The organism is Microbacterium sp. MMO-35 (assembly GCF_037147555.1).
Lineage (GTDB): Bacteria > Actinomycetota > Actinomycetes > Actinomycetales > Microbacteriaceae > Microbacterium.
This window is the reverse complement of record NZ_JBBCVH010000001.1, coordinates 198809-219354: the sequence shown is the minus strand read 5'-3', so window position 1 is coordinate 219354 and position 20546 is coordinate 198809. Positions and strand designations below refer to the sequence as shown.

Genomic DNA, 20546 nt, shown 5'->3' with positions numbered 1-20546 from the left:
CGCAGGTTCGGTCTCGCGGATGCGCGGGTGCGCGGGTGCGCGGGTGCGCGGGTGCGCGGGGTGCGCGGGGTGCGCGGGTGCGGGGCGACGCCGGGCGAGGGAGAGGCGGCGTCAGGCGGCGGGGAGCCAGAGCGTCATCCGCACGCCGTCCTCGGGCAGGTGCAGCACCTCGTAGCGGCGCGCGGTGACGGTGCCGTCCGCGGAGCGGACGTGCGTGATGTCGCCGCGCCGGCGCTGCACGAGGTGGCCGTTCCACCAGGTGCGGAACAGCGGGCTCTGCGCGCTCAGCTCCTCGACGAGGGCCACGAGCTCCGGATCCTGCAGGTCGTCGACGTTCGCCGCGCGCAGGTGCGCGACGGCTCCGCGGGCCAGCTCCTCCCACTCCACGAACGTCTCGCGGGCCCGGGCGTCGAGCAGCAGGGAGCGGCAGGTGTTGCGCTGATCCGGCGGGAGATCGGCGAGCCCCTCGTGCAGCGCGAGCCCCTCGGGGTTGGCGGCGACGACCGTGCTGAGCCGATCCAGCACGTAGGCCGGATTGGGGCGCACCGTCTCGACCAGCGTCGTCATGCGGGCCACGAGCGCCGGGTCCACGACGGGCGCGCCCACGGGTTCGGAGCGGGCGGTGCCGGGGTGCGCGTCGCGCAGGCGGCGCAGGTGGTCGGCGGCGTCCGGATCGAGCCGCAGCGCACGGGCGAGCGCGTCGAGCACGGCGTCGCTGGGGTGGGTCTCGCGGCCCTGCTCGAGCCGTGTGTAGTAGTCGGCGCTGATGCCGGCCGCGGTCGCGACCTCCTCGCGGCGCAGACCGGTGGTGCGACGGCGGCCGCCGGTCCGCGGCGCCTCCGTCTGCAGGCGCGCATCGGTGCGCCGGGCGCGGAGGAAGTCTCCGAGTGCGTTCGACATCCGCGGCCTCCGGGAGTTCGGGAAGAGAGGATCCGCGTCGCGCGGGAGGGTGCGGCGCTCCTAGGAAGACTACGGTCTTCCCCGCGGCGCACCGAACCGGAACGCTGGGGATCGAGAACACCCGAAGCGGAGGAGACCCGATGCCCGCCTACACCCATGGACACCACGATTCGGTGCTGCGATCGCACCGCTGGCGCACCGCGCAGAACTCGGCCGCGCACCTGCTGCCGCACCTGCGTCCGACGGACCGCCTGCTCGACGTGGGCGCGGGGCCCGGCACGATCACCGCGGATCTCGCGGGACTCGTCGCCGAGGTCGTGGCCACGGAGATCGGCGAGGCGGAGCTGGGGCTCAGCCGCACCACCGCGGCGGAGCGCGGAGTGACGAACATCGAGTTTCGGGTCGCCGACGTGCATGCCCTGGACTTCCCGGACGACAGCTTCGACGTCACGCACGCGCACCAGGTGCTGCAGCACGTCGCGGATCCGGTGCAGGCGCTGCGCGAGCTGGCCAGGGTGACCAAGCCGGGCGGGATCGTCGCCGTGCGCGACAGCGACTACGGCGGCTTCCGCTGGTGGCCGGTCATCCCGGCACTGGACACGTGGCTCGATCTCTACCGCACCGCGGCCCACGCGAACGGAGGGGAGCCGGACGCCGGCCGGGTGCTGCTGTCATGGGCGCATGCGGCAGGGCTCACCGACGTCGTTGCCACCTCGAGCACCTGGTGCTACGCGAACACGGAGGACCGCGCGTGGTGGGGTGGCATGTGGGCGGATCGGATCCTCGACTCCGCGATCGCTCGCCAGCTCCTGGACGCGGGCGAGGCGACCCCCGAAGACCTGCAGCGCGTCAGCGACGGCTGGCGCGAGTGGGCCGCGAGCGACGACGGCTGGCTCTCCGTGCTTCACGGCGAGATCCTCTGCCGCGTCGGCTGAGCCCTTCCGGCGGCGCTCGCGGCGACGGGTCGGCCGGGTCGGTCCGCTGCTGCGGCGACGGGTCGGCCCGGTCAGTCCGCTGCTGCGGCGGCGGAGCGATCGGGCTCCTGCGTGGCCGCCCAGGACGCGAGCAGCGCGAGCCCCTCGGCCGACGGCGAACCGGGCTCGGCCGTGTACACGAGGAGCACGTTTCCGGGTTCCGCGGTGATCGCGAGCTCCTCGTAGGCGAGGGTCAGGTCGCCCACGACGGGGTGGCGGAAATGCTTGGTGCCGGCTCCGTGGCGGCGCACGTCGTGCTCGGCCCAGAGCCGGCGGAACACCTCGCTACGCGTCGACAGCTCGCCGACGAGCTCCTGCAGCGCGGTGTCGTGCGGATCCCGCCCCGCCTCCGCCCGCATCACTCCCACGCACATGTGCGCGAACAGATCCCACTCGGGATAGAAGTCTCGGGCGGCCGGATCCAGGAACTGGAAGCGGGCGAGGTTCGGCGTGCGCCCTCCGTCGCCGATCACGGGGGAGTAGAACGCCCGCCCCAGGGCGTTGGTGGCGAGCAGGTTCTGCCGCGGGTCGCGCACGAACGCCACCCCGTCGGTGATCGAGGACAGCGCCCACTGCAGGCTCGGGCGCAGCGGTGCCGGGCGTCCGCTTCCGCGGCGTCGGGCGCGGCCGCTGGTGGGGATGCCGTCGGCGGCACGGGCGAGGTCGAGCAGATGGGAGCGCTCGGCGTCGTCGAGCTGCAGAGCTTCGGCGAGCGCGTCGAGCACCGCCGACGAGGCCCCGGCGATCGCGCCGCGTTCGAGCTTCGCGTAGTACTCCACGCTGACCCCGGCGATCGCCGCCACCTCGCTGCGGCGCAGACCCTCGACGCGGCGGTTCGCTCCCGCGGGCAGCCCGGCGGCCTCGGGGGAGACGCGGGCGCGACGGGTCATGAGGAACTCGCGCACCTCGGCTCTGTTGTCCATGCACAGCAGAGTAGGCCGATCCCGACGCGGGAGGGATGCCCTGCCAGTACCCCCTTCAACAGGGACTCCCACGGGCGGGGGATCGGGCGGAGAGTGGTCCTCATGGACCGCACCGACCTCCGATCCGCCGCACGGCCCGCCTCCTCGAGGCTGCTGTCGGCACTGCTGCTCCTGCTCACCGTGTTCGGCCCGATCTCGATGGACCTCTATCTGCCGGCGCTCCCCGCCCTCACGCGTGAGCTCGGTGCGGCGACCTCGATCGCCCAGCTGACCGTGACCGCGTGCCTCGTCGGGCTCGCGCTCGGCCAGCTCGGTGCAGGGCCCCTGTCCGATCGCTTCGGACGACGGGGGATCCTGCTGATCGGGGTCGCGGCCTACATCGGCACCTCCCTGCTCTGCGCGGCCGCGCCCTCGGTCGGCCTGCTGATCGCGGCCCGTTTCGTTCAGGGCCTGGCCGGCGGCGTCGGGATCGTGATCGCGCAGGCCGCGGGCCGTGACGTGTACGCCGGCGGAGCGCTCATCCGCTTCTACGGCCGGCTCACCGTGGTGGGCGGATTCGCCGCGATCGTCGGGCCCCTCCTCGGCGGCGTGCTGAGCAGCGTCGTCGACTGGCGCGGGCTGTTCCTCTTCCTCGCCGTGATCGGATCCGCGATCCTCGTGATCACCCTGTTCGCGTTCGGCGAGACCCTGCCCGCGGCGCAGCGCACGACCGGCGGCTGGGCGCGTACCCTGCGGGACTTCCGCACGCTGCTGGCGGACCGGGTCTTCCTCGGCGCGGTGCTGAGCCAGGGCTTCCTGTACGCGGCGGTGTTCGCCTATCTCGCCGGCGCGACCTACGTGCTCCAGGACATCTACGGTCTGTCGCCGCAGGGCTACGCGCTCGCGTTCGGAGCCAACTCGGCCGGGTTCATGCTCTTCGGCTACATCGCCGGCCGTGCCGCCGAGCGGTGGAGCGTCCGCGGCACGCTCACCGCGGGGATCGCGATCACCGGCCTGGGGGCGCTCGGACTGCTCGTCGCGGGAATCCTCCCGATGCCGCTCTGGGTCGTGCTCGTCTCGCTCTTCGCCCTCGCGAGCGGCGCCGCGACCGCCTCTCCGCCGGCCACGACGCTCGCCCTCGTCGAGTACCCGCAGATCGCGGGCACGGCGTCGTCGCTGCTCGGGATGGTCCGCTACGGGTTCGGCGGCATCGCCGCTCCCCTCGTGGGAGTCGCGGGGGCCGCCAGCATCCTCCCGCTCGGACTGCTCACCGTGTCTGCGACGGTCCTCGCCGCCGTCTCGTTCGCGGTGCTCGCCCGTCCCCGCCGGGGCGGGGCCGCCGAAGCCGGATCCGGCGGCCCGTCCGCCGCCACCGCACCTGTCATCACCGCACACTGAGGAGAGACCACCATGCGTGGAGTCGTCATGCACGCCCCGGGCGATGTCCGGACCGAAGAGCTCGACATGCCCGTCATCGTCGCGCCGACCGACGCGATCATCCGTGTCACCGCCACCTGCATCTGCGGATCCGACCTGTGGCCCTACCGCGGCGCCGAGGCGATCCGCGCCGGAGGTCAGCGGATGGGCCACGAGTACATCGGGGTCGTGGAGAGCGTCGGCGGGGAGGTGACCCGGATCCGGCCCGGCGACCACGTCGTCGGATCCTTCGTCGCCAGCGACAACACCTGCGAGATCTGCGCGGCGGGCTACCCGTCCCGGTGCGTGCACCAGGTGATGATGGGCTCGATCGGCACCCAGGCGCAGTACGCGCGGATCCCGCTCGCCGACGGCACGCTCGTCGTGATGCCGGGGGAGCCGCCGGCCGACCTCGTGCCCTCGCTGCTGGCCGCGTCCGACGTGCTGGGGACCGGCTGGTTCGCCGCGGTCGCCGCCGAGGCCGGCCCCGGCAGGACCGTGGCCGTGGTCGGCGACGGCGCCGTGGGCCTCCTCGGTGCGCTCGCGGCGAAGCAGCTCGGGTCGGAGCGGGTCATCGTCATGTCCCGCCACGCCGACCGGCAGGCGCTCGCCCGACGCTTCGGCGCGACAGACATCGTCGAGGAGCGCGGCGACGAGGGCGTCGCGCGGATCAGAGAGCTCACCGGGGGTCTCGGGGCGCACTCGACGATCGAGGCCGTCGGAACCCAGGAATCGATGGAGCAGGCGATCCGCGCCACGCGCGCCGGCGGGCACGTCGGTTTCGTGGGGGTCTCGCACGACGTCGCGCTGGACGGCTCCGAGCTGTTCTTCTCCAGCGTGCACCTGCACGGCGGACCCGCACCGGTGCGCAGGTTCCTGCCCGAGCTCGTCGCGCTCATCTGGGATCGCCGGATCGATCCCGGTGCCGTCTTCGACCTGACGCTCTCGATCGAGGACGCGGCGGAGGGCTACCGTGCCATGGACGAGCGCCGTGCCACCAAGGTGCTGCTCACCACGGACTGATCGGACCGCCGGGTATCCCTGAGAAGAAGGAGCATCCATGAACATCGAACCCACCGCGCCCACGGCCAAGAACCCGCCGGAGCAGTTCCACGGCGACGTCTGGCTGGACCGCATCGCCGCGCCGCACGAGGCGGATCAGCGCATGACCGTCGCGCTCGTCCGCTTCGCGCCGGGTGCCCGCACCGCCTGGCACTCGCATGCGCGGGGACAGTATCTGCGGGTGACGAGCGGGGTCGCCCTGGTCGGAGGCCGGGACGGGACGGTCGTCCAGCTGCACCCGGGCCAGACGCTCTACACCCCGCCCGGCGAGGATCATTGGCACGGCGCCGCAGCCGACTGCTTCATGGAGCACCTCGCGATGCTCGAAGCAGGTGACGACCCCGCCACCACGACGGTGTGGAAGGAACACGTGACGGACGAGGAGTATCGCGGGGAGAGCCTCGCATGACGGGATGGACCGGCGGCCGGCGCTCGGTGGGCGACATCGCCCCCGCGCTCGCCCACTACACGGATGCGGTGCTCTTCGACGAGGTGTGGGAGCGCGATGCCCTCGCCAAGCGAGACCGGAGCCTCGTCACGGTTTCGGCACTCGTCACGCTCGGCGCGGTCGAACAGCTGGACTTCCACCTCGCGTTCGCGCGCGACAACGGGGTCACCGAGCCCGAGCTGGTGGAGGCGATCACCCACCTCGCGTTCTACACCGGCTGGCCCCGGGCGATGGCCGCGATCGCCCGGGCACGCGCGGTGTTCGGTGCTCCGGCGGAGGAAAATCCGGCGTGAGGCGCCGGCGCGGCGTCGCCTGAGCCGAGCCGGATCCGCCACCACCCGGGCGGACCGCGCCGACCCGACCCCACCCGGCGCGCGACCGAAGGGATCCCCTCAGGTCGCGTCCCAGAGGTCGCGGTAGTAGGCGAGGCGCTCGCGGTCGGGCTCCAGGCCGTAGGCCTCGATGAGCAGGTCTTCGTACCCGGGGCCGTAGTTCCACTCGGTGCTCATCGACGCGACGGCGATGTCCGCCCATCGATCCGCGGTGCCGAGCGCCGCGAGATCGACGTGCGCGATGCCCCGGCCGGCGTCATCGAGGAGCGTGTTGGGCACGCACGCGTCGCCGTGGCAGACCACGAGCCGGTCGATCGGCGGCGCGTCGTGCAGCCGCTCCGGCACGGCGATACCGCGGTCCGCGGCGTTCGCGAGGCGCGCCGGCACGCCCCAGTTCCACGGGCACCGCTCCGGAGGAAGGGCGTCGTGCAGGGCGCGCAGGGCCGACCCCACCGCCCGGACGGCGATCTCGGGGCGGGCGATCCAGTGCGGGTCGACGGCGCTGCGCCCGGGGAGGGCTGCGGTGACCAGCCATTCGTGCGTGCGGTCCTCGCCCTGAGCGAGCACCCGGGGCACCGTGGCCCACGTCGACGCCCAGCCCATCCGCTCCGCCTCCGCGGCCATCGATGCCTCGAGATGCCGCGGGCCCCACTTGACGAACCGGCCGTCGTCGGTGCGGAACGTGAGGCCGCCGATGCCTCGAGATGCCGCGGGCCCCACTTGACGAACCGGCCGTCGTCGGTGCGGAACGTGAGGCCGCCGATGCCGTTCTCCCACACGGGCGTCAGTGCGGCGCCGCGGGCCAGGACGAGTACGCGCTCGGGGATCGGGACGTCGCCGAGTGGGATGCTCATGGATCCATCCTGCCCCGCGACGAAGCGGGGAGAGCCGGTGTCACCGGCCCTCCCCGAGTCGGGTCCCTGCTCCGGATCCTCGTCGATCGGGGCGGGCAGGTGCCTCAGCGCATGCGGCTCAGGGCGTCCGGCGACCGGTGAGCGACCGCAGCAGCCAGGCGATCACGGCGAGGACGAGCAGCACCAGTCCGACCCAGAGGAGGAAGTTCAGGGACTGCACGAGGCCACCGGTGATGGCGAGGATGATCGCGACGATGATGATGATCACGAAGAGGATGTTCATGACGGACTCCTTCCGTGCCGCGGGTGCGGCGCGGAATCACCGTAGGGCGGGCACGGGCGGGAGGACAGGGGCTTGACGGCGGGGGCTTCCCGATGGCAGGGGGCGGTCCTCACCACGCTTCATCGGCTCCGGGCCGTGCAGACTGTGCGGTGCGATCGGCCTCCAGCACGTCGGCGACGGAGGCATAGCGGGTCCTCTCCGCCACGGGCCGCAGCCACACGACGTCGACCTGATCCGCGCAGACGCGGCTCACGCAGGCGACCGTGTGCCGGGCGTCGTTGCGCTCGAAGTCGTCGTCCAGGATCAGCCACTCGTCCTCCGTGAGCCGGCGCATCTCGAAGCGCGTCGGTGTCGTCATCGACATCTCACTCCCCTCGTCATGATCGAGGATGCGCGGTGGATCGGCCGGGGTCACGGCTCTTGACAGGCGGCTCGGCGGGGGCTAGCCGTCGCGCGCACAACGGCGGAGAGTCGGTGGCGCCGTCGCTCCGTAGGCACTGCGCCCGCGAACGTCAAGCCCCTCGTGACGGCGGCGAGCTCTGTCTAGCGTGCCCGGCATGAGCTACAGCATGACCGACCCACGCACGAAGTACCGCCCGCTGCACGATCCGCCGGATCCGCACAACGACCAGCCCGGGTTGCTGCAGGAGACGGAACCGCGCCCGGATCACGGCGAGGAGAGCTATCGCGGCTCCGGCCGGCTGCCCGACAGGCATGCGCTCGTCACGGGTGGGGATTCCGGAATCGGGCGGGCGGTCGCGATCGCGTTCGCCCGGGAGGGGGCGGACGTCGCCCTCAGCTACCTGCCGGAGGAGCAGGCGGACGCGGAGGAGACCGCGGAGTGGATCCGCCAGGCGGGCAAGAGCGCGGTGCTGCTCCCGGGCGACCTCACGGACGAGCATCAGTGCGCGGAGCTGATCGCGGATGCCGCGGAGAGCCTCGACGGTCTCGACATCCTCGTCCTGAACGCCGCCTACCAGCGCAGCAGGGGCGAGATCGACGAGATCCCGCCGGAGGAGTTCGACCGGGTCATGCGCACCAACCTCTATGCGCCGTTCTGGCTCGCGCAGGAGGCGCTTCCGCATCTGCGTCCGGGATCCTCGATCATCGCGACCACCTCCATCCAGGGCTACGACCCGTCGCCGGGACTGTTCGACTACGCGCTCACGAAGGCGGCGCTCGTCGCCTTCGTCCAGATGCTCGCCGAGCAGCAGGGCCCGCACGGCATCCGCGTCAACGGTGTCGCACCGGGCCCCATCTGGACGCCCCTGATCCCCGCGACGGGCTGGCCGGACAAGCTCCCGGCGTTCGGCGAGGACACCCCGCTCGGTCGCGCCGGACAGCCGGCGGAACTCGCGGGAGCCTATGTCTTCCTCGCCTCGGAGGATGCGTCCTACGTCTCCGGCGGCGTCATCCCGGTCACGGGCGGTCGCCATCTCTGAGCGATCGCATCACTACGGTACGCAGGAAGGAACCGAGTCATGAACGAGACGGAAGCACATCCCGAGCCCACGACGCACGCGGACTGGGGCGCCGGACGACCGCGGCTGCTCGTGGCCTCGGCGGAGAGCCGGCTGGTGTTCGACATCCCGGACGACGGGGTCACGATCGGCTCGGGCCGGGACGCGGGTTTGCGCCTGCCCGGCACGGAGCCGGTGCACGCGATCATCCGCCACGATTCCCGGGACGAGTACGAGCTCGACATGCGCGGGCCGGGGGAGACGAGCGCGAACATCGAGAAGTCGGCGGAGGAGGAGCGGCGGGACGTCGAGGTGCTGCGCACCGGCGCGCGCTTCACGCTCGGGCCGTGGCGGCTCGTCTTCGTGCGCGACGAGTACGCGGACCACGGCCGCCCTTTCGGCGGACGCGAAGGCGGGGAGTTCTCCGATCAGCGCGAGCAGCCGGAGCGCCCGGACTACCCGCAGCGATCCGAGGCAGCCAGAGACGCCGCCGCGCATGAGGCGGAGGCCGGACAGCGCGACGCGTCGGAGGAGCGCGATTCCGCGCGCTAGTCGACCATCTCCTGCTGGGTGTGGATGAAGGTGCGATCGCCGTCGCTCAGCCGTGCGGTCGGCTCGACCGTCCCGCCGACGATCCGCTCGATCTCCTCGCGGACGTCGTCGGGGACGAGGCCGTCCTCCTGCTCCTGGAGCTTCTGCTTGGAGCGCGCGGACAGGTGGGGCCACCACCGGTGCACCTCGGGCAGCACAGGGATCTCGGGTTCCATGATGTTCTCCTCACTCTCCCGGGTCTTCCGGGTCGTACGTCCCGCCGCTCGCCCTCAGGATGTGCTCGCGCTTGATCGCGATGCCCCCTGAGGTGTTGGCGGAGCTGGCGAGGTCCTTGATGAGCCCGGGATCCAGTTCGGGTGCCACGGGTTCGTCGAAGACGAAGCGCAGGGGGATCGCCGGATGCAGCCAGATCGTGGTCCTCCCCGTCGGCTCGCCGCTTCCGTGCTGGAAGGACAGGGTGAAGCTCTCGTTGCGACGCAGTTTCGTGGCGATCACGATCTTGAGATGGGCGAGCACCGCGTCTTCGATGTGGATCGGCGACTCCGCCCCGCCGTAGTAGATGATTCCCATCCGGTCCTCCTCGATCTCGCTCCGTCGCATCCGCTTTCGCGCTCCGTACGAGTACCACGGCCGCATCCTCTCCGTCGAGGGGCTGCCATCGTGCTCCGGCGCGGGCGATGATGGTCCTCGGGGACGGACGATACGCGGGCAAGAGCCGAGGAGGCTGTGAACGATATGGGCAGATTCACCTATGAGGGTCAGACGCATGCGGATCTGGACGACCGTGCGCTGGCCCACGTGCAGATGGTGGTCGCCAACAAGCTCCGCCGAGGCGAGCCCTTCTATTTCACCTGGAAGGATGACCCGAGCGTCGGGCACGGGCGTACGGCGGTCTGGATCCACCCCGGCAGCACCATGGTCTTCACCTATCACGGCGGCCGTCGTCCGCCTCTCAACCGGCTCTGGGTCGAAGCGCTCAGCCAGCTGGCGAACACGCCCGCGGGGCTTCGGCTCATCCCGGAGCCGACGCAGGTCGACGAGATGCAGATCGACGACGGCGGTCGCATCTAGCACGCGGGTGCGCGGCGCGGGCACGCGAGCGCGCGGCGCGCCGGGATGCGAATCGGGTCTTTGTCAACCCCGTGGTCGAGGGCGAGGCCGATTCGTAGCGTGACGCGCACGAGCGGCCGCATCACGAGGAGCGTCCGCACCGCGACGAAGGAGGACGACATGCCCGGTCAGCCGGAGCTGAAGGATCCCGAGCTCTACGAGAAGCTGCGCGACGAGGGGAACTCGAAGCAGAAGGCCGCGCGCATCTCGAACGCGGCGGCGAAGGAGGGGCGCAGCGCGGTCGGCCGGCGGGGCGGTGAATCCGGCTCCTATGACGACTGGACCGTGGACGAGCTGCGCCATCGCGCGAAGGAGCTCGGCCTGCACGGCTACTCCGGCAAGAGGAAGCAGGAGCTCATCCATCTGCTGCGCGACCACTGATGCGTCCGGGCGCCGGCCGCGCGCGGACCATCGCAGAGGCGGAGAGCAGTCGCTCCCGCCCCGTAACAACGAAGGAGTGAGACCATGACGAACAACCCCGCGATGCCGTTGATCCCGGAGGACCCGGAGCACCCGGCGGACCCGGAGAACCCGGACTCCCCGCTCGTGGAGGATCCCGACGGCGACGAGAAGCTCGACCCCGACCTCAACGAGGACCTCATCGAGAGCGCGGAGGCCGACCGGATCGCTGCGGAGCGCGATACGCAGGAGCGCTGAGACCGCCTGACCGGAGGCGGGCGGGGAAGGGCGCGGAGCCGTAGGCTCGCTATCGAGGGAGGTCGGCTCGGACCTCCCTCGATATGCGTGAGACGCAGACTCACGTAAGCTGAGACTCAGTTGCAGGTTCGAAGGAGAACGCCCATGCAGATCGCAGGATCCGGAGCTCTCGTCACAGGTGGCGCCTCGGGGCTCGGCCTCGCCACCGCCCGCCGCCTCGCGGCCGCCGGCGCGACCGTCACGATCATTGACCTCCCCTCGTCGCAGGGCGCCGCGATCGCGGCCGAGCTGGGCGGGGTCTTCGCGCCGGCCGACGTGACCAGCGCCGAGGAGGTCGCCGCCGCCGTCGCCGCGGCCCAGGCCGCGGCTCCGCTGCGCATCGTCGTGAACTGCGCGGGCATCGCGCCGCCCGCGAAGGTGCTCGACCGCGACGGCAACCCCGCCGACCTCGCCGCGTTCGAGCGCATCATCCGGATCAACCTCGTCGGCACGTTCAACGTGATCTCGCAGGCCTCGGCCGTCATCGCGAAGAACGAGCCCGCGGACGGCGGCGATCGCGGCGTCATCGTGAACACGGCGAGCGTCGCCGCGTTCGACGGACAGATCGGCCAGCCCGCCTACTCCGCCTCGAAGGGCGGCGTGCACGCGATGACGCTGCCGATCGCCCGCGAGCTCGCCCGCTACGGCATCCGGGTGTGCACGATCGCCCCCGGCATCATGGAGACCCCGATGCTCGCGGGCCTGCCGCAGGCCGCCCAGGACTCCCTCGGCGAGCAGGTGCCGTACCCGGCCCGCCTCGGCCGCCCGGACGAGTACGCCTCGCTGGTGCAGCAGATCGTCGAGAACGGATACCTGAACGGCGAGACGATCCGCCTCGACGGCGCGATCCGGATGGCGCCGCGCTGACCGGATCCCGTCTCCTCGCTCCCGTCGCAGAAGATGTCGCTTCGCCGCGCTCAGAACGACATCTCCTGCGACCGGAACAGCCCTGACAGCCCTCCAGAGACCTGAGAGACCTGAGGACCACATGACCGAGAACAAGCCCCTCGCCGGCAAGACCATCCTGATGTCCGGCGGCAGCCGCGGCATCGGCCTCGCGATCGCCCTGCGTGCGGCGGCCGACGGAGCCAACATCGCCCTGCTCGCGAAGACCGACACCCCGCATCCGAAGCTCGAGGGCACCGTGCACTCGGCGGCGGAACAGATCCGCGCGGCGGGCGGTCAGGCGCTGCCGATCGTGGGGGACGTGCGCGACGACGAGAGCGTGATCGACGCCGTCCTGAAGACGCAGGGCGAGTTCGGGGGCATCGACATCGTCATCAACAACGCGAGCGTGATCGACCTGTCGGGATCCCTCGACCTGGCGGCCAAGAAGTACGACCTCATGCAGGACGTCAACGTGCGCGGCACGTTCATGCTGTCCCGCGCGGCGGTCCCCGTGCTGAAGGACGCCCCGAACCCGCACATCCTGTCGCTGTCGCCGCCGCTGAACATCACGCCGCGGTGGCTCGGTGCGCACACGGGGTACACGCTCGCGAAGTACGGCATGACGATGGCGACCCTCGGTCTCGCGGCCGAGTTCGCGAAGGACGGAATCGCGGCCAACACGCTCTGGCCCCGCACGACCATCGCGACCGCCGCGGTGCAGTTCGCGCTCGGCGGCGACCGCATGATGAAGGTCAGCCGCACCCCCGAGGTGTACGCCGACGCCGCCTATGCGGTGCTGACGCAGCCGGCCCGTGAGTACACCGGTCAGACGCTCATCGTCGAGGACGTGCTCGAGGCGGCCGGGGTCACCGACTTCTCCGGCTACGCCGCCGTGCCCGGCACCCCCGACGACCAGCTGTTCCCGGACATCTTCCTGGACTGAGCCGCGGCCCGGGCCTTCCTGGAGCGAGCCGCGGCCCGGGTCTTCCCGGACCGAGCGGCGGCCCGGGTCGGGGTGTGTACGCGCACGGCCGCGCAACTCAGGCTGGATTGTCGGATCCAGCCCGACTACGACGGGATCGGGGCCATCCCTGCCCGCCTGGCCTGAGTTGCGTCGGAGCTCGTCGAGGAGCCCTTGCGGGGCACGCACTCCGGGCGGGGCCCCGCATTGCGACTGTTGCGCGGATCCGCTCCGCGCAACTCAGGCTGGACGTTCGTAGTTCCGGGTGGAACGGCCCTGCCGTGCGTGCGTCGGCGGATCCAGCCTGAGTTCTGCGCCCGGTGCCGGGCTCAGGCCTTGTCGATCGCGGCCACGATGTCGCGGTAGCCCCGCGCGACCGCGAGCTCGCGCGGCAGCACGCCGTCACCGTCGCGGATGGTGACGTCGGCCCCGCCGGCGATGAGGGTGCGCACGATGTCGACGTACGTCTGCGAGCCGTCGCCGAGCACGATCGCCTCGTGCAGCGCGGTCCAGTTCAGGTTGTTGACGTGATTGGGATCCACGCCCGCGGCGAGCAGGATCTTCACGGTGCCGAGGTGGCCGCGCTCGGATGCGGGGATCAGGGCCGTGCCGCCGAACCGGTTCGTGCTGCGGAGGTCGGCGCCGTGATCGAGGGTCGCGCGGAGGATCTCGTCGTGGCCGCGCGCCCCGGCGTAGAGGTAGGCCGAGTCGACAATGTCGTCCTTGGCGTTCACGTCGGCCCCGGCGTCGATGAGCGCGAGGGCGGCGTCGATCCGGTTGCCCTTGGTGGCGGCGATCAGGGCGGTCATCCCGCCTGCTCCGCGGGCTTCGAGGTCGGCGCCCTCGGCGATCGCGGTCCGGACCGCATCGGCGTCCCCGGCGGATGCGGCGTCGAACAGGCGGGAGTTCAGGGCGGTCATCTCAGCCTCGGTTCTCTGTGAGGGGGCGGGTGGGGTCTGCGGCGGGGTGGCGGTCACAGTCGGGAGGGCGACGGCCTCGATCGTGCTCGCGGTGCAGCCGGACATCAGCAGCGCGGCCACGCCGAGTCCCGCGACCACGCCGACGGCGCGTGCGCGTGAAGATACGGGGAAGGTCATAGGAATGGTATACCATCGCCGGATCCGAGTCCGCTGAGCGGGCGGGAATCCCGTCGAGGCTCGGGGGATCCGGCGCGGACCGGCCGTTCAGCGCCAGGACTCGACGGCGTCCTTCGAGTCCTTGAGGCCGAGCCCGGTCTCCTCGCGCAGCAGCTTGATCGCCGCGATCTTCTGATCGGCGGCGATGAGCCGGCCGATCTCCGCGCGCACCTCCGCGGAGAGCTGCGCGACGGCGTCGGCCGCGGTGAGCCCGCCGATGTAGGGCGGCGCTCCCGCCGGGCGTCGACCGGAGCGCTCGAGGGAGACGGGCGGCGCCTCCACCCCGCCGGATGCGGACGGCACCCACGCGTCGATCTGGTCCTTCGCCTCGCGCAGCGAGAGGCCGGAGTGCTCGCGCAGCACCTTGATGGCGGAGATCTTCTGCTCGCCGGCGACGAGCGCGTCGATCTCGGCGATCACGGCCGGGGTGAGCGGCCCGGGATCCGCGGACTGCGGTCGGCGACGCGACGGGGCGGCGGGGTCGGCGGGCGCGGACGTCGGCGTCGCGAGGACGGTCCCGAGCGGCTCCGGCGCCTTCGGCCGGATCGCCCGCAGCGTCATGGCGATCACGACGAACAGGATGACGATGACGGCGACGAGGAGGATCCAGATCCACAGGGGCATGCCGCCAGCGTACGGCGCGGATCCGCCGGGCCGCGCCCAGCGCCTTCGCACCTTGCAGGCCCTACCCTGGAAGACATGTCCGAGACTCCTGCGTCCGCCCGCTCCGGCGCGCCCACGAAGCGCGCCGCCCAGGTGCGCCCCGCCACCGAAGGCTGGACGCAGAAGAAGGACGCCGAGGGGCGTCCGCTCCTGCAGTTCGCCAGCCCCAAGCGGGGGAAGCCCCCGGTGCACCTCGCCGACCTCACGCCCACCGAGCGCGTCGAGAAGGTCAAGGAGCTGGGTCTGCCCGGCTTCCGCGCCAAGCAGCTCGCGACGCACTACTTCACGCACTACACGTCGGATCCGGCCCACATGACGGATCTGCCGGCGGGTCAGCGCGACGAGCTGGTGGCCGGGATGCTGCCGCCGCTGCTCACCGAGGTACGGCGTCTGGAGACCGACCGCGGCGACACGATCAAGTTCCTGTGGCGCCTGCACGACGGCGCGCTCGTGGAGTCGGTGCTCATGCGCTATCCGGGTCGGATCACGCTGTGCGTGTCGAGCCAGGCCGGCTGCGGCATGAACTGCCCGTTCTGCGCCACCGGCCAGGCGGGGCTCACGCGCAACATGTCGACGGCGGAGATCGTGGAGCAGATCGTGCGCGCGAACCGCCTCATCGCCGAAGGCGGGCTCGGCGGCAAGAAGGCCGACGACCACTCGATGGAGCGCGTCTCGAACATCGTGTTCATGGGGATGGGTGAGCCGCTCGCCAACTACAAGCGCGTGATGGATGCGGTGCGCGTCATGATCGCGCCCCAGCCCGAGGGGCTCGGCATGAGCGCCCGGGGCATCACCGTCTCCACCGTGGGCCTGGTCCCGGCGATCAACAAGCTCGCCGACGAGGACATCCCGGTCACGTTCGCGCTGTCGCTGCACGCCCCCGACGATCAGCTCCGCGATGAGCTCATCCCGGTGAACTCCCGGTGGAAGGTCGACGAGGCGCTCGACGCCGCCCGCGGCTACTTCGAGAAGACGGGCCGTCGCGTCTCGATCGAGTACGCGCTGATCAAGGACATGAACGACCACCCGTGGCGTGCGGACCTGCTCGCGGAGAAGCTCAACGCCCGCGGTCGCGGCTGGGTGCACGTGAACCCGATCCCGCTGAACCCGACTCCCGGATCCATCTGGACCGCGTCGGAGAAGGACGTGCAGGACGAGTTCGTCCGCCGTCTGAACGACGCCGGCATCCCGACGACCCTCCGCGACACCCGCGGCAAGGAGATCGACGGCGCCTGCGGACAGCTCGTCGCGACGACCGAGGACGAGGCCGCCGCCGCGGCGATGGCCTGATCCCGGTCGCGGTATCCGCTCCGACCTGTGGAGGTCGGGCGGTCAGTCGCGCGGGGTGCGCAGGCGACGCAGCCGGCCCGAGCCCTCGATCAGCTCGGACCAGGATCCGACGTCCACGGAGCATTCGGCGGCGGCGCAGGTCGGGAACTCGACGAAGGATCCGGTGAGCTCGGCCACCGCGTCCGCCATCCCCGGGTTGTGGCCGACGAGCATCGCGACCTCGACCTCGTCGGGAAGGGCCGCGGCGACCCGCAGGATCGTGCGGGCGGACGCCGCGTAGAGGTCGGGATCCTCCTCCGGCGCGATCCCGAACGCCGCCGCGTACTCGTCGGCGGTGCGCCGCGCTCGCACGGCGGTGCTCGACACGATCCGCTGCGCGGCGACGCCCTCGTCGATGAGACGCCGCGCCATCGCGGGGGCGTCTCTGAGACCCCGCGCATTCAGGGGCCGGTCGTGGTCGCGCAGTCCCGCCTCGTCCCAGTCGGACTTGGCATGACGGGCCAGGAGCAGGGTCTTCATGGATACAGCGTGCCACTGCGGTCCCTCCGTTCCCACTTTCGAGTCGTCCCCCTGAGCACGGTCTCTGGCTCGTGCTCAGGGGGACGACTCGGAAGTGGGGCGGGCGGGGCCGGGCTCAGCGCTCGCCGAGCAGACGGGGCCGCACCTCGGCGAGGCGCTGCTGGAGCGCGTCCAGGAACGCCGCGATCGCCGGCTGGTTCAACGCCTCCGGGCGGGCGATGAGCCAGTACGGCAGGCGCTCGTCGATGAGGTCCGGGAGCACCCGTACGAGGTCGTCGTGCGGGTCGGCGAGGAAGGCGGGAAGGAGCCCGTATCCGGCGCCGCCGCGCGTCGCGTCCACGTGCACGTAGACGTTGGTGCTCGCGACCGAGTCGATCATCCCGGGGACCGCGCGACGCGCGTCGTCGAGCGAGTCGACGTGCAGCATCGACTCGATGAAGTAGACGAGGGGCTGCCCGGCCAGATCCTCCGGATCCTGCGGCATCGGGTGGGTGCGCAGCCACTCGCGGCTGGCGTACAGGCCCAGCGCGTAGTCGGCCAGATGGATCGCCCGGGCGCGGCGCACCTGCGGGCGTCCGACGACGACCTCCAGATCCGCCCCGGTGCGCTGCTGCGAGGCCTGCCGGGTCGAGGTGATGACCTCGAGCGACACGTCGGGGTGGTCGCGCCGCAGCGCCGCCATCGCGGGAGCCGCGACGAAGCCGCTGAATCCGTCGGTCGCCGAGAGCCGGATGAGCCCGGCGATGCGGCCGCCGTCGCGATCCTCCAGCCGGCCGAGGGCGCGCTCCACGCCCTCCGCGGCGGCGAGGGCGCGCGATCCGAGCGGGGTGAGGTCCCAGCCCGCGCCCTCGCGGGAGAGCACGCGTCCGCCGAGCTGCGTCTCGAGGGCCGCGATGCGCCGGGCGACGGTGGTGTGGTTGAGTCCGAGCTGCTGGCCGGCGCTCGTGAACCGCCCGCTGCGGGCCACCGCGAGGAGCACGAGGAGGTCGTCCGCGCTCAGCGGCGGTGCGGGGAAATGCGCGTCCATCTGTGCAGTTTTGCATAGCGGGGATCCCTTCCGTCGTGCATGTCCGTGAAGTACCGTGCTGGGCATGGCAGAACAGCGACCCCGGGGGAACGGCACCGAGCTGGCGGGGCGCACCGCCCTGGTCACGGGCGGCGGGAGCGGCATCGGCGCCGCGTGCGCCCGGGCGTTCGCACGCCACGGCGCGCACGTCGTGGTGGTCGACCGCGATGCGGAGGCCGCGGAGGCATGCGCCGCGGAGATCGGCGGCGAGAGCCTCGTGCTGGACCTCGGCGACCTCGACGCCCTCGCCGAACGCCGTTTCGAGGCGGACATCCTCGTGAACAACGCGGGGATCCAGACGGTCGCGCCGATCGTCGAGTTCGATCCGCTCACGTTCCGGCGCATGCTCGACATCATGGTGACCGCGCCGTTCCTGCTCACCCGCGCCGTGCTCCCCTGCATGTACGACCGCGGCTGGGGGAGGATCGTCAACATCAGCTCCGTGCACGGGCTGCGCGCGAGCGAGTACAAGTCGGCGTACGTCACGGCCAAGCACGCGCTGGAGGGCCTGTCCAAGGTGACGGCGCTCGAGGGCGGGCCGCACGGCGTGACGAGCAACTGCCTGAACCCCGGCTACGTGAACACGCCGCTCGTGCAGAAGCAGATCGCGGATCAGGCGCGCGCGCACGGGATAGGCGAGTCGGAGGTGATCGAGAAGGTCATGCTCGTCGAGTCGGCGATCAAGCGCCTGCTCGAGCCCGAGGAGGTGGCCGATCTCGCGCTCTGGCTGTGCGGGCCCATGGCCGCGTCCGTCACCGGCTCGTCGTACACGATGGACGGCGGATGGACCGCGCGATGACCGCGGAAGCCGTCCGCGACGAGGATCCGGCGCTCGCCGTCACCTCCTTCGGCCCCGCGTCCGACGAGCCGGCGCTCGCCGTCACCTCCTTCGGCCCCGGGACCGACGCGGACGCCGTGCTCGCGATCCACGGCATCACGGCGAACGGCCGCTGCTGGGACACGGTCGCCGCGCTGCTGCCGGAGCGGCGCATCCTCGCCCCCGATCTGCGCGGCCGGGCGCGGAGCAACGCGCTGCCCGGGCCGTACGGGCTGCGCCGGCACGCGGCGGATCTCGCCGCCCTGCTGGAGGCGGACGGCGGCGGCGGGCGCACGGTGATCGGGCACTCGATGGGTGCCTTCGTCGCGGTCGCGCTCGCCGGGGCGCGGCCGGATCTCGTCGCGCGCCTCGTGCTCGTCGACGGCGGGTTCCCCCTCGCACTTCCGCCCGGAGCGACGGACGGCGACGACCTCGACGTGGCGGCGCTGCTCGGTCCTGCCGCGCGACGGCTGTCGATGGAGTTCGCCGACGAGGACGCGTACCTGGATTTCTGGCGCGCGCATCCGGCGTTCGCCCGGGACTGGAGCCCCGCGGTCGAGGACTACGCGCGGCACGACCTGGACGGCGCGGCCCCCCACCTGCGCTCGTCCACCGTCGCGGCGGCGATGCTGCAGGACGGCGGCGAGTTGTACGGCCCGGAGTGGTACGTCGAGGCGCTGCGCGGACTGCGGATGCCCGTCACCGTGCTGCGTGCGCCGCGCGGGCTGCTCGACGCGGAACCGCTCTACGCGCCCGGGGCGCTCGAAGGGTTCGCGGCACTCGTGCCGCAGCTGCGCGTCGTCGAGGTGCACGATGTGAACCACTACACGATCCTCTTCGCAGCGCGGGGCGCCGAGCAGGTCGCCGCCGCGGCGGACGCCGGCCCCTGAGCCGTCCCGCACCGGGTCCCTGCGCCGTGCCTCCACCGGCGCCCGGCCATCCCCTCTCATTTCCGCCTTCACCCGGTCCCCGATCCCCCGTCACCCGGTCCCTGAGCCTGTCGAAGGGGCCGCCCGCTCTCCCGAAGGAGCCCGCCATGACCACTCCCGCACTGCTCGACGGCATCACGGCCCAGCAGGTCGACACCCCGCGCTACAGGGCGAATGTGCTCGAGCGCCCCGCGGCCGATCCGGCTTCGCCCGCCGCCACGGTCGTGTTCGTGCACGGCAACGTATCGTCCGCGCTCTTCTATCAGCCGACGATGCTCGCCCTCCCGGCCGATGTCCGGGCGCTCGCGATCGACCTCCGCGGCTTCGGCGACAGCGAGACCAGGCCGGTCGACGCGACCCGGGGGCTGCGCGACTTCGCCGACGACGTGCGCGCGGTGCTCGACGCGCTCGGGCTCGACGCGGTGCACCTGGTCGGCTGGAGCATGGGCGGCGGCGTCGTGCTGCAGGTCGCGCTGGACGCGCCGGAGCGGATCCTCTCGCTCACGCTGGAGGCACCCGTCTCGCCCTACGGCTTCGGCGGGACGCACGGTGCGGACGGCATCCGCAACGACGCCGACGGCGCGGGCACGGGCGGTGGCGGGGCCAACCCCGACTTCGTGGCCCGGCTCGAGGCCGGCGACACGACGGACGAGGCGCAGACCTCACCGCGCACCGTCTACCGCACCGCGTACGTCGCGAAGCCGGAGACGCAGGCCGCGCACGAAGACCTCTGGGTCGCGTCGATGCTGACGACGAAGACCGGACTCGACAACTACCCGGGCGACGCCGTCGGATCCGAGAACTGGCCGGGCTTCGCCGCGGGCGGTCGCGGAGTGCTCAACACGATGGCGCCGCAGCACCTCGATCTCTCCGGCATCGTCGATCTCGCGGTGAAGCCCCGGATCCTCTGGATCCACGGGGACAAGGACGCGATCGTCTCGGACGCGTCGTTCTTCGACCTCAACCACCTCGGCGCGCTCGGCGTCATCCCGGGGTGGCCGGGAGAGGACGTCGCCCCGGCGCAGCCGATGGTGACCCAGACCCGCGCCGTGCTCGACCGCTATGCCGCCGCCGGCGGGGAGTACCGCGAGGTGGCCCTGCCCGAGGCCGGCCATGCCCCGCACCTCGACGAGGCCGCGGCGTTCGACCGGGAGCTCGCCGCGCACCTCGGGGTGTGACGCGCCCCTGCGGTCCTCGGTCGCGCCCCTGCCGCGGTTTCCGTGTGTGCGCGCCCCTGCTGCGGTTCCCGTGTGTGCGCCCTCGCCTCGGTTTCCGTGTGTGCGCGCCC

General features: G+C 72.1%; 27 protein-coding genes. 16 read left to right on the top strand and 11 right to left on the bottom strand.

What is annotated here, in order from left to right:
• Window positions 1-111 precede the first annotated feature (111 nt).
• Entirely contained in the window at window positions 112-900 is a 789-nt protein-coding gene (locus WFJ01_RS00955; protein ID WP_336627936.1) for a helix-turn-helix transcriptional regulator, read from the bottom strand.
• 140 nt (window positions 901-1040) lie between these two features.
• On the opposite strand from WFJ01_RS00955, the gene WFJ01_RS00950 reads away from it, so the two are divergent.
• Complete coding sequence (locus WFJ01_RS00950; protein WP_336627935.1) at window positions 1041-1835, top strand: class I SAM-dependent methyltransferase; 795 nt, start codon at window positions 1041-1043, stop codon at window positions 1833-1835.
• A 71-nt stretch (window positions 1836-1906) separates the two neighbouring features.
• Here WFJ01_RS00950 and WFJ01_RS00945 read toward each other — a convergent pair whose 3' ends face one another.
• Window positions 1907-2797 carry a helix-turn-helix domain-containing protein gene (locus WFJ01_RS00945; protein ID WP_292883336.1) on the bottom strand — a complete coding sequence of 297 codons (891 nt, stop codon included), beginning with the start codon at window positions 2795-2797 and terminating at the stop codon, window positions 1907-1909.
• A 102-nt stretch (window positions 2798-2899) separates the two neighbouring features.
• Here WFJ01_RS00945 and WFJ01_RS00940 point away from each other — a divergent pair, with 102 nt between their 5' ends.
• Genes WFJ01_RS00940 through WFJ01_RS00925 form a run of 4 tightly spaced genes read left to right on the top strand, consistent with a single transcriptional unit; the run spans window position 2900 to window position 5995 of the window.
• Entirely contained in the window at window positions 2900-4174 is a 1275-nt protein-coding gene (locus tag WFJ01_RS00940; protein ID WP_336627934.1) for a multidrug effflux MFS transporter, read from the top strand.
• A 12-nt stretch (window positions 4175-4186) separates the two neighbouring features.
• Complete coding sequence (locus WFJ01_RS00935; protein WP_336627933.1) at window positions 4187-5215, top strand: zinc-dependent alcohol dehydrogenase family protein; 1029 nt, start codon at window positions 4187-4189, stop codon at window positions 5213-5215.
• Window positions 5216-5252: 37 nt separating this feature from the next.
• Window positions 5253-5663 carry a (R)-mandelonitrile lyase gene (locus WFJ01_RS00930; protein ID WP_251442678.1) on the top strand — a complete coding sequence of 137 codons (411 nt, stop codon included), beginning with the start codon at window positions 5253-5255 and terminating at the stop codon, window positions 5661-5663.
• Window positions 5660-5995: a carboxymuconolactone decarboxylase family protein gene (locus WFJ01_RS00925; RefSeq protein WP_336627932.1), complete on the top strand. Its 336-nt coding sequence runs from the start codon at window positions 5660-5662 to the stop codon at window positions 5993-5995. Before WFJ01_RS00930 ends, WFJ01_RS00925 begins: the two co-directional genes overlap by 4 nt.
• Window positions 5996-6094: 99 nt before the next feature.
• On the opposite strand, the gene WFJ01_RS00920 is transcribed toward WFJ01_RS00925, so the two are convergent.
• The 3 genes from WFJ01_RS00920 to WFJ01_RS00910 form a co-directional block, all read right to left on the bottom strand.
• Window positions 6095-6637 carry a phosphotransferase gene (locus tag WFJ01_RS00920; protein WP_442928029.1) on the bottom strand — a complete coding sequence of 181 codons (543 nt, stop codon included), beginning with the start codon at window positions 6635-6637 and terminating at the stop codon, window positions 6095-6097.
• A 369-nt stretch (window positions 6638-7006) separates the two neighbouring features.
• The gene (locus WFJ01_RS00915; RefSeq protein ID WP_251442670.1) at window positions 7007-7171 is read right to left on the bottom strand and encodes a hypothetical protein; all 165 of its coding nucleotides are present in this window, start codon (window positions 7169-7171) and stop codon (window positions 7007-7009) included.
• 109 nt (window positions 7172-7280) lie between these two features.
• Window positions 7281-7535 (bottom strand): hypothetical protein, encoded by a 255-nt coding sequence (locus WFJ01_RS00910; RefSeq protein ID WP_336627931.1) that lies wholly within the window; start codon window positions 7533-7535, stop codon window positions 7281-7283.
• Between the two features lie 193 nt (window positions 7536-7728).
• Here WFJ01_RS00910 and WFJ01_RS00905 point away from each other — a divergent pair, with 193 nt between their 5' ends.
• Together WFJ01_RS00905 and WFJ01_RS00900 are read left to right on the top strand one after the other, a co-directional pair.
• Window positions 7729-8613 carry an SDR family oxidoreductase gene (locus tag WFJ01_RS00905; protein ID WP_442928022.1) on the top strand — a complete coding sequence of 295 codons (885 nt, stop codon included), beginning with the start codon at window positions 7729-7731 and terminating at the stop codon, window positions 8611-8613.
• 39 nt (window positions 8614-8652) lie between these two features.
• A complete protein-coding gene (locus tag WFJ01_RS00900) occupies window positions 8653-9183 on the top strand; it encodes a hypothetical protein (RefSeq protein ID WP_292883360.1) in 531 nt (176 codons plus the stop codon).
• On the opposite strand, the gene WFJ01_RS00895 is transcribed toward WFJ01_RS00900, so the two are convergent.
• A complete protein-coding gene (locus tag WFJ01_RS00895) occupies window positions 9180-9398 on the bottom strand; it encodes a hypothetical protein (RefSeq protein WP_336627930.1) in 219 nt (72 codons plus the stop codon). The two genes, WFJ01_RS00900 and WFJ01_RS00895, sit on opposite strands and share 4 nt — an antisense overlap.
• 10 nt (window positions 9399-9408) lie before the next feature.
• Window positions 9409-9753, bottom strand: a complete 345-nt coding sequence (locus WFJ01_RS00890; RefSeq protein ID WP_295034528.1) for a DUF7882 family protein — start codon at window positions 9751-9753, stop codon at window positions 9409-9411.
• Window positions 9754-9918: 165 nt separating this feature from the next.
• Between WFJ01_RS00890 and WFJ01_RS00885 the strand changes: the two genes are divergently transcribed.
• The 5 genes from WFJ01_RS00885 (at window position 9919) to WFJ01_RS00865 (ending at window position 12820) form a co-directional block, all read left to right on the top strand.
• On the top strand, window positions 9919-10254 hold the full coding sequence (locus WFJ01_RS00885) for a DUF7882 family protein (protein WP_336627929.1): 336 nt from the start codon (window positions 9919-9921) through the stop codon (window positions 10252-10254).
• A gap of 159 nt (window positions 10255-10413) precedes the next feature.
• On the top strand, window positions 10414-10674 hold the full coding sequence (locus WFJ01_RS00880; RefSeq protein ID WP_251442650.1) for a DUF7218 family protein: 261 nt from the start codon (window positions 10414-10416) through the stop codon (window positions 10672-10674).
• Between the two features lie 84 nt (window positions 10675-10758).
• A complete protein-coding gene (locus tag WFJ01_RS00875; protein ID WP_336627928.1) occupies window positions 10759-10950 on the top strand; it encodes a hypothetical protein in 192 nt (63 codons plus the stop codon).
• Between the two features lie 144 nt (window positions 10951-11094).
• Complete coding sequence (locus WFJ01_RS00870; protein ID WP_336627927.1) at window positions 11095-11856, top strand: SDR family NAD(P)-dependent oxidoreductase; 762 nt, start codon at window positions 11095-11097, stop codon at window positions 11854-11856.
• A gap of 121 nt (window positions 11857-11977) precedes the next feature.
• Window positions 11978-12820, top strand: coding sequence for an SDR family oxidoreductase (locus tag WFJ01_RS00865; RefSeq protein ID WP_251442644.1), 843 nt, complete (start codon window positions 11978-11980; stop codon window positions 12818-12820).
• Between the two features lie 347 nt (window positions 12821-13167).
• Here the strand turns inward: WFJ01_RS00865 and WFJ01_RS00860 are convergent, their stop codons facing one another.
• Window positions 13168-13935: an ankyrin repeat domain-containing protein gene (locus WFJ01_RS00860; RefSeq protein ID WP_336627926.1), complete on the bottom strand. Its 768-nt coding sequence runs from the start codon at window positions 13933-13935 to the stop codon at window positions 13168-13170.
• 87 nt (window positions 13936-14022) lie between these two features.
• The gene (locus WFJ01_RS00855) at window positions 14023-14598 is read right to left on the bottom strand and encodes a ribosomal protein L7/L12 (protein WP_336627925.1); all 576 of its coding nucleotides are present in this window, start codon (window positions 14596-14598) and stop codon (window positions 14023-14025) included.
• A 75-nt stretch (window positions 14599-14673) separates the two neighbouring features.
• Here WFJ01_RS00855 and rlmN point away from each other — a divergent pair, with 75 nt between their 5' ends.
• The gene (gene rlmN / locus WFJ01_RS00850) at window positions 14674-15927 is read left to right on the top strand and encodes a 23S rRNA (adenine(2503)-C(2))-methyltransferase RlmN (protein ID WP_251442636.1); all 1254 of its coding nucleotides are present in this window, start codon (window positions 14674-14676) and stop codon (window positions 15925-15927) included.
• Window positions 15928-15969: 42 nt separating this feature from the next.
• Here rlmN and WFJ01_RS00845 read toward each other — a convergent pair whose 3' ends face one another.
• Both WFJ01_RS00845 and WFJ01_RS00840 read right to left on the bottom strand, forming a co-directional pair.
• Entirely contained in the window at window positions 15970-16446 is a 477-nt protein-coding gene (locus WFJ01_RS00845) for a SixA phosphatase family protein (RefSeq protein ID WP_336627924.1), read from the bottom strand.
• 115 nt (window positions 16447-16561) lie between these two features.
• Window positions 16562-17473 carry a LysR family transcriptional regulator gene (locus WFJ01_RS00840; RefSeq protein WP_251442630.1) on the bottom strand — a complete coding sequence of 304 codons (912 nt, stop codon included), beginning with the start codon at window positions 17471-17473 and terminating at the stop codon, window positions 16562-16564.
• A 64-nt stretch (window positions 17474-17537) separates the two neighbouring features.
• Here WFJ01_RS00840 and WFJ01_RS00835 point away from each other — a divergent pair, with 64 nt between their 5' ends.
• The 3 genes from WFJ01_RS00835 to WFJ01_RS00825 all read left to right on the top strand — a co-directional run bounded on the left by WFJ01_RS00835 (window position 17538) and on the right by WFJ01_RS00825 (window position 20436).
• The gene (locus WFJ01_RS00835) at window positions 17538-18311 is read left to right on the top strand and encodes a 3-hydroxybutyrate dehydrogenase (protein ID WP_336627923.1); all 774 of its coding nucleotides are present in this window, start codon (window positions 17538-17540) and stop codon (window positions 18309-18311) included.
• A complete protein-coding gene (locus WFJ01_RS00830) occupies window positions 18308-19219 on the top strand; it encodes an alpha/beta fold hydrolase (RefSeq protein ID WP_336627922.1) in 912 nt (303 codons plus the stop codon). The genes WFJ01_RS00835 and WFJ01_RS00830 overlap by 4 nt, the downstream gene beginning before the upstream one ends.
• 146 nt (window positions 19220-19365) lie before the next feature.
• Window positions 19366-20436 carry an alpha/beta fold hydrolase gene (locus tag WFJ01_RS00825; protein ID WP_336627921.1) on the top strand — a complete coding sequence of 357 codons (1071 nt, stop codon included), beginning with the start codon at window positions 19366-19368 and terminating at the stop codon, window positions 20434-20436.
• Window positions 20437-20546: the final 110 nt, after the last annotated feature.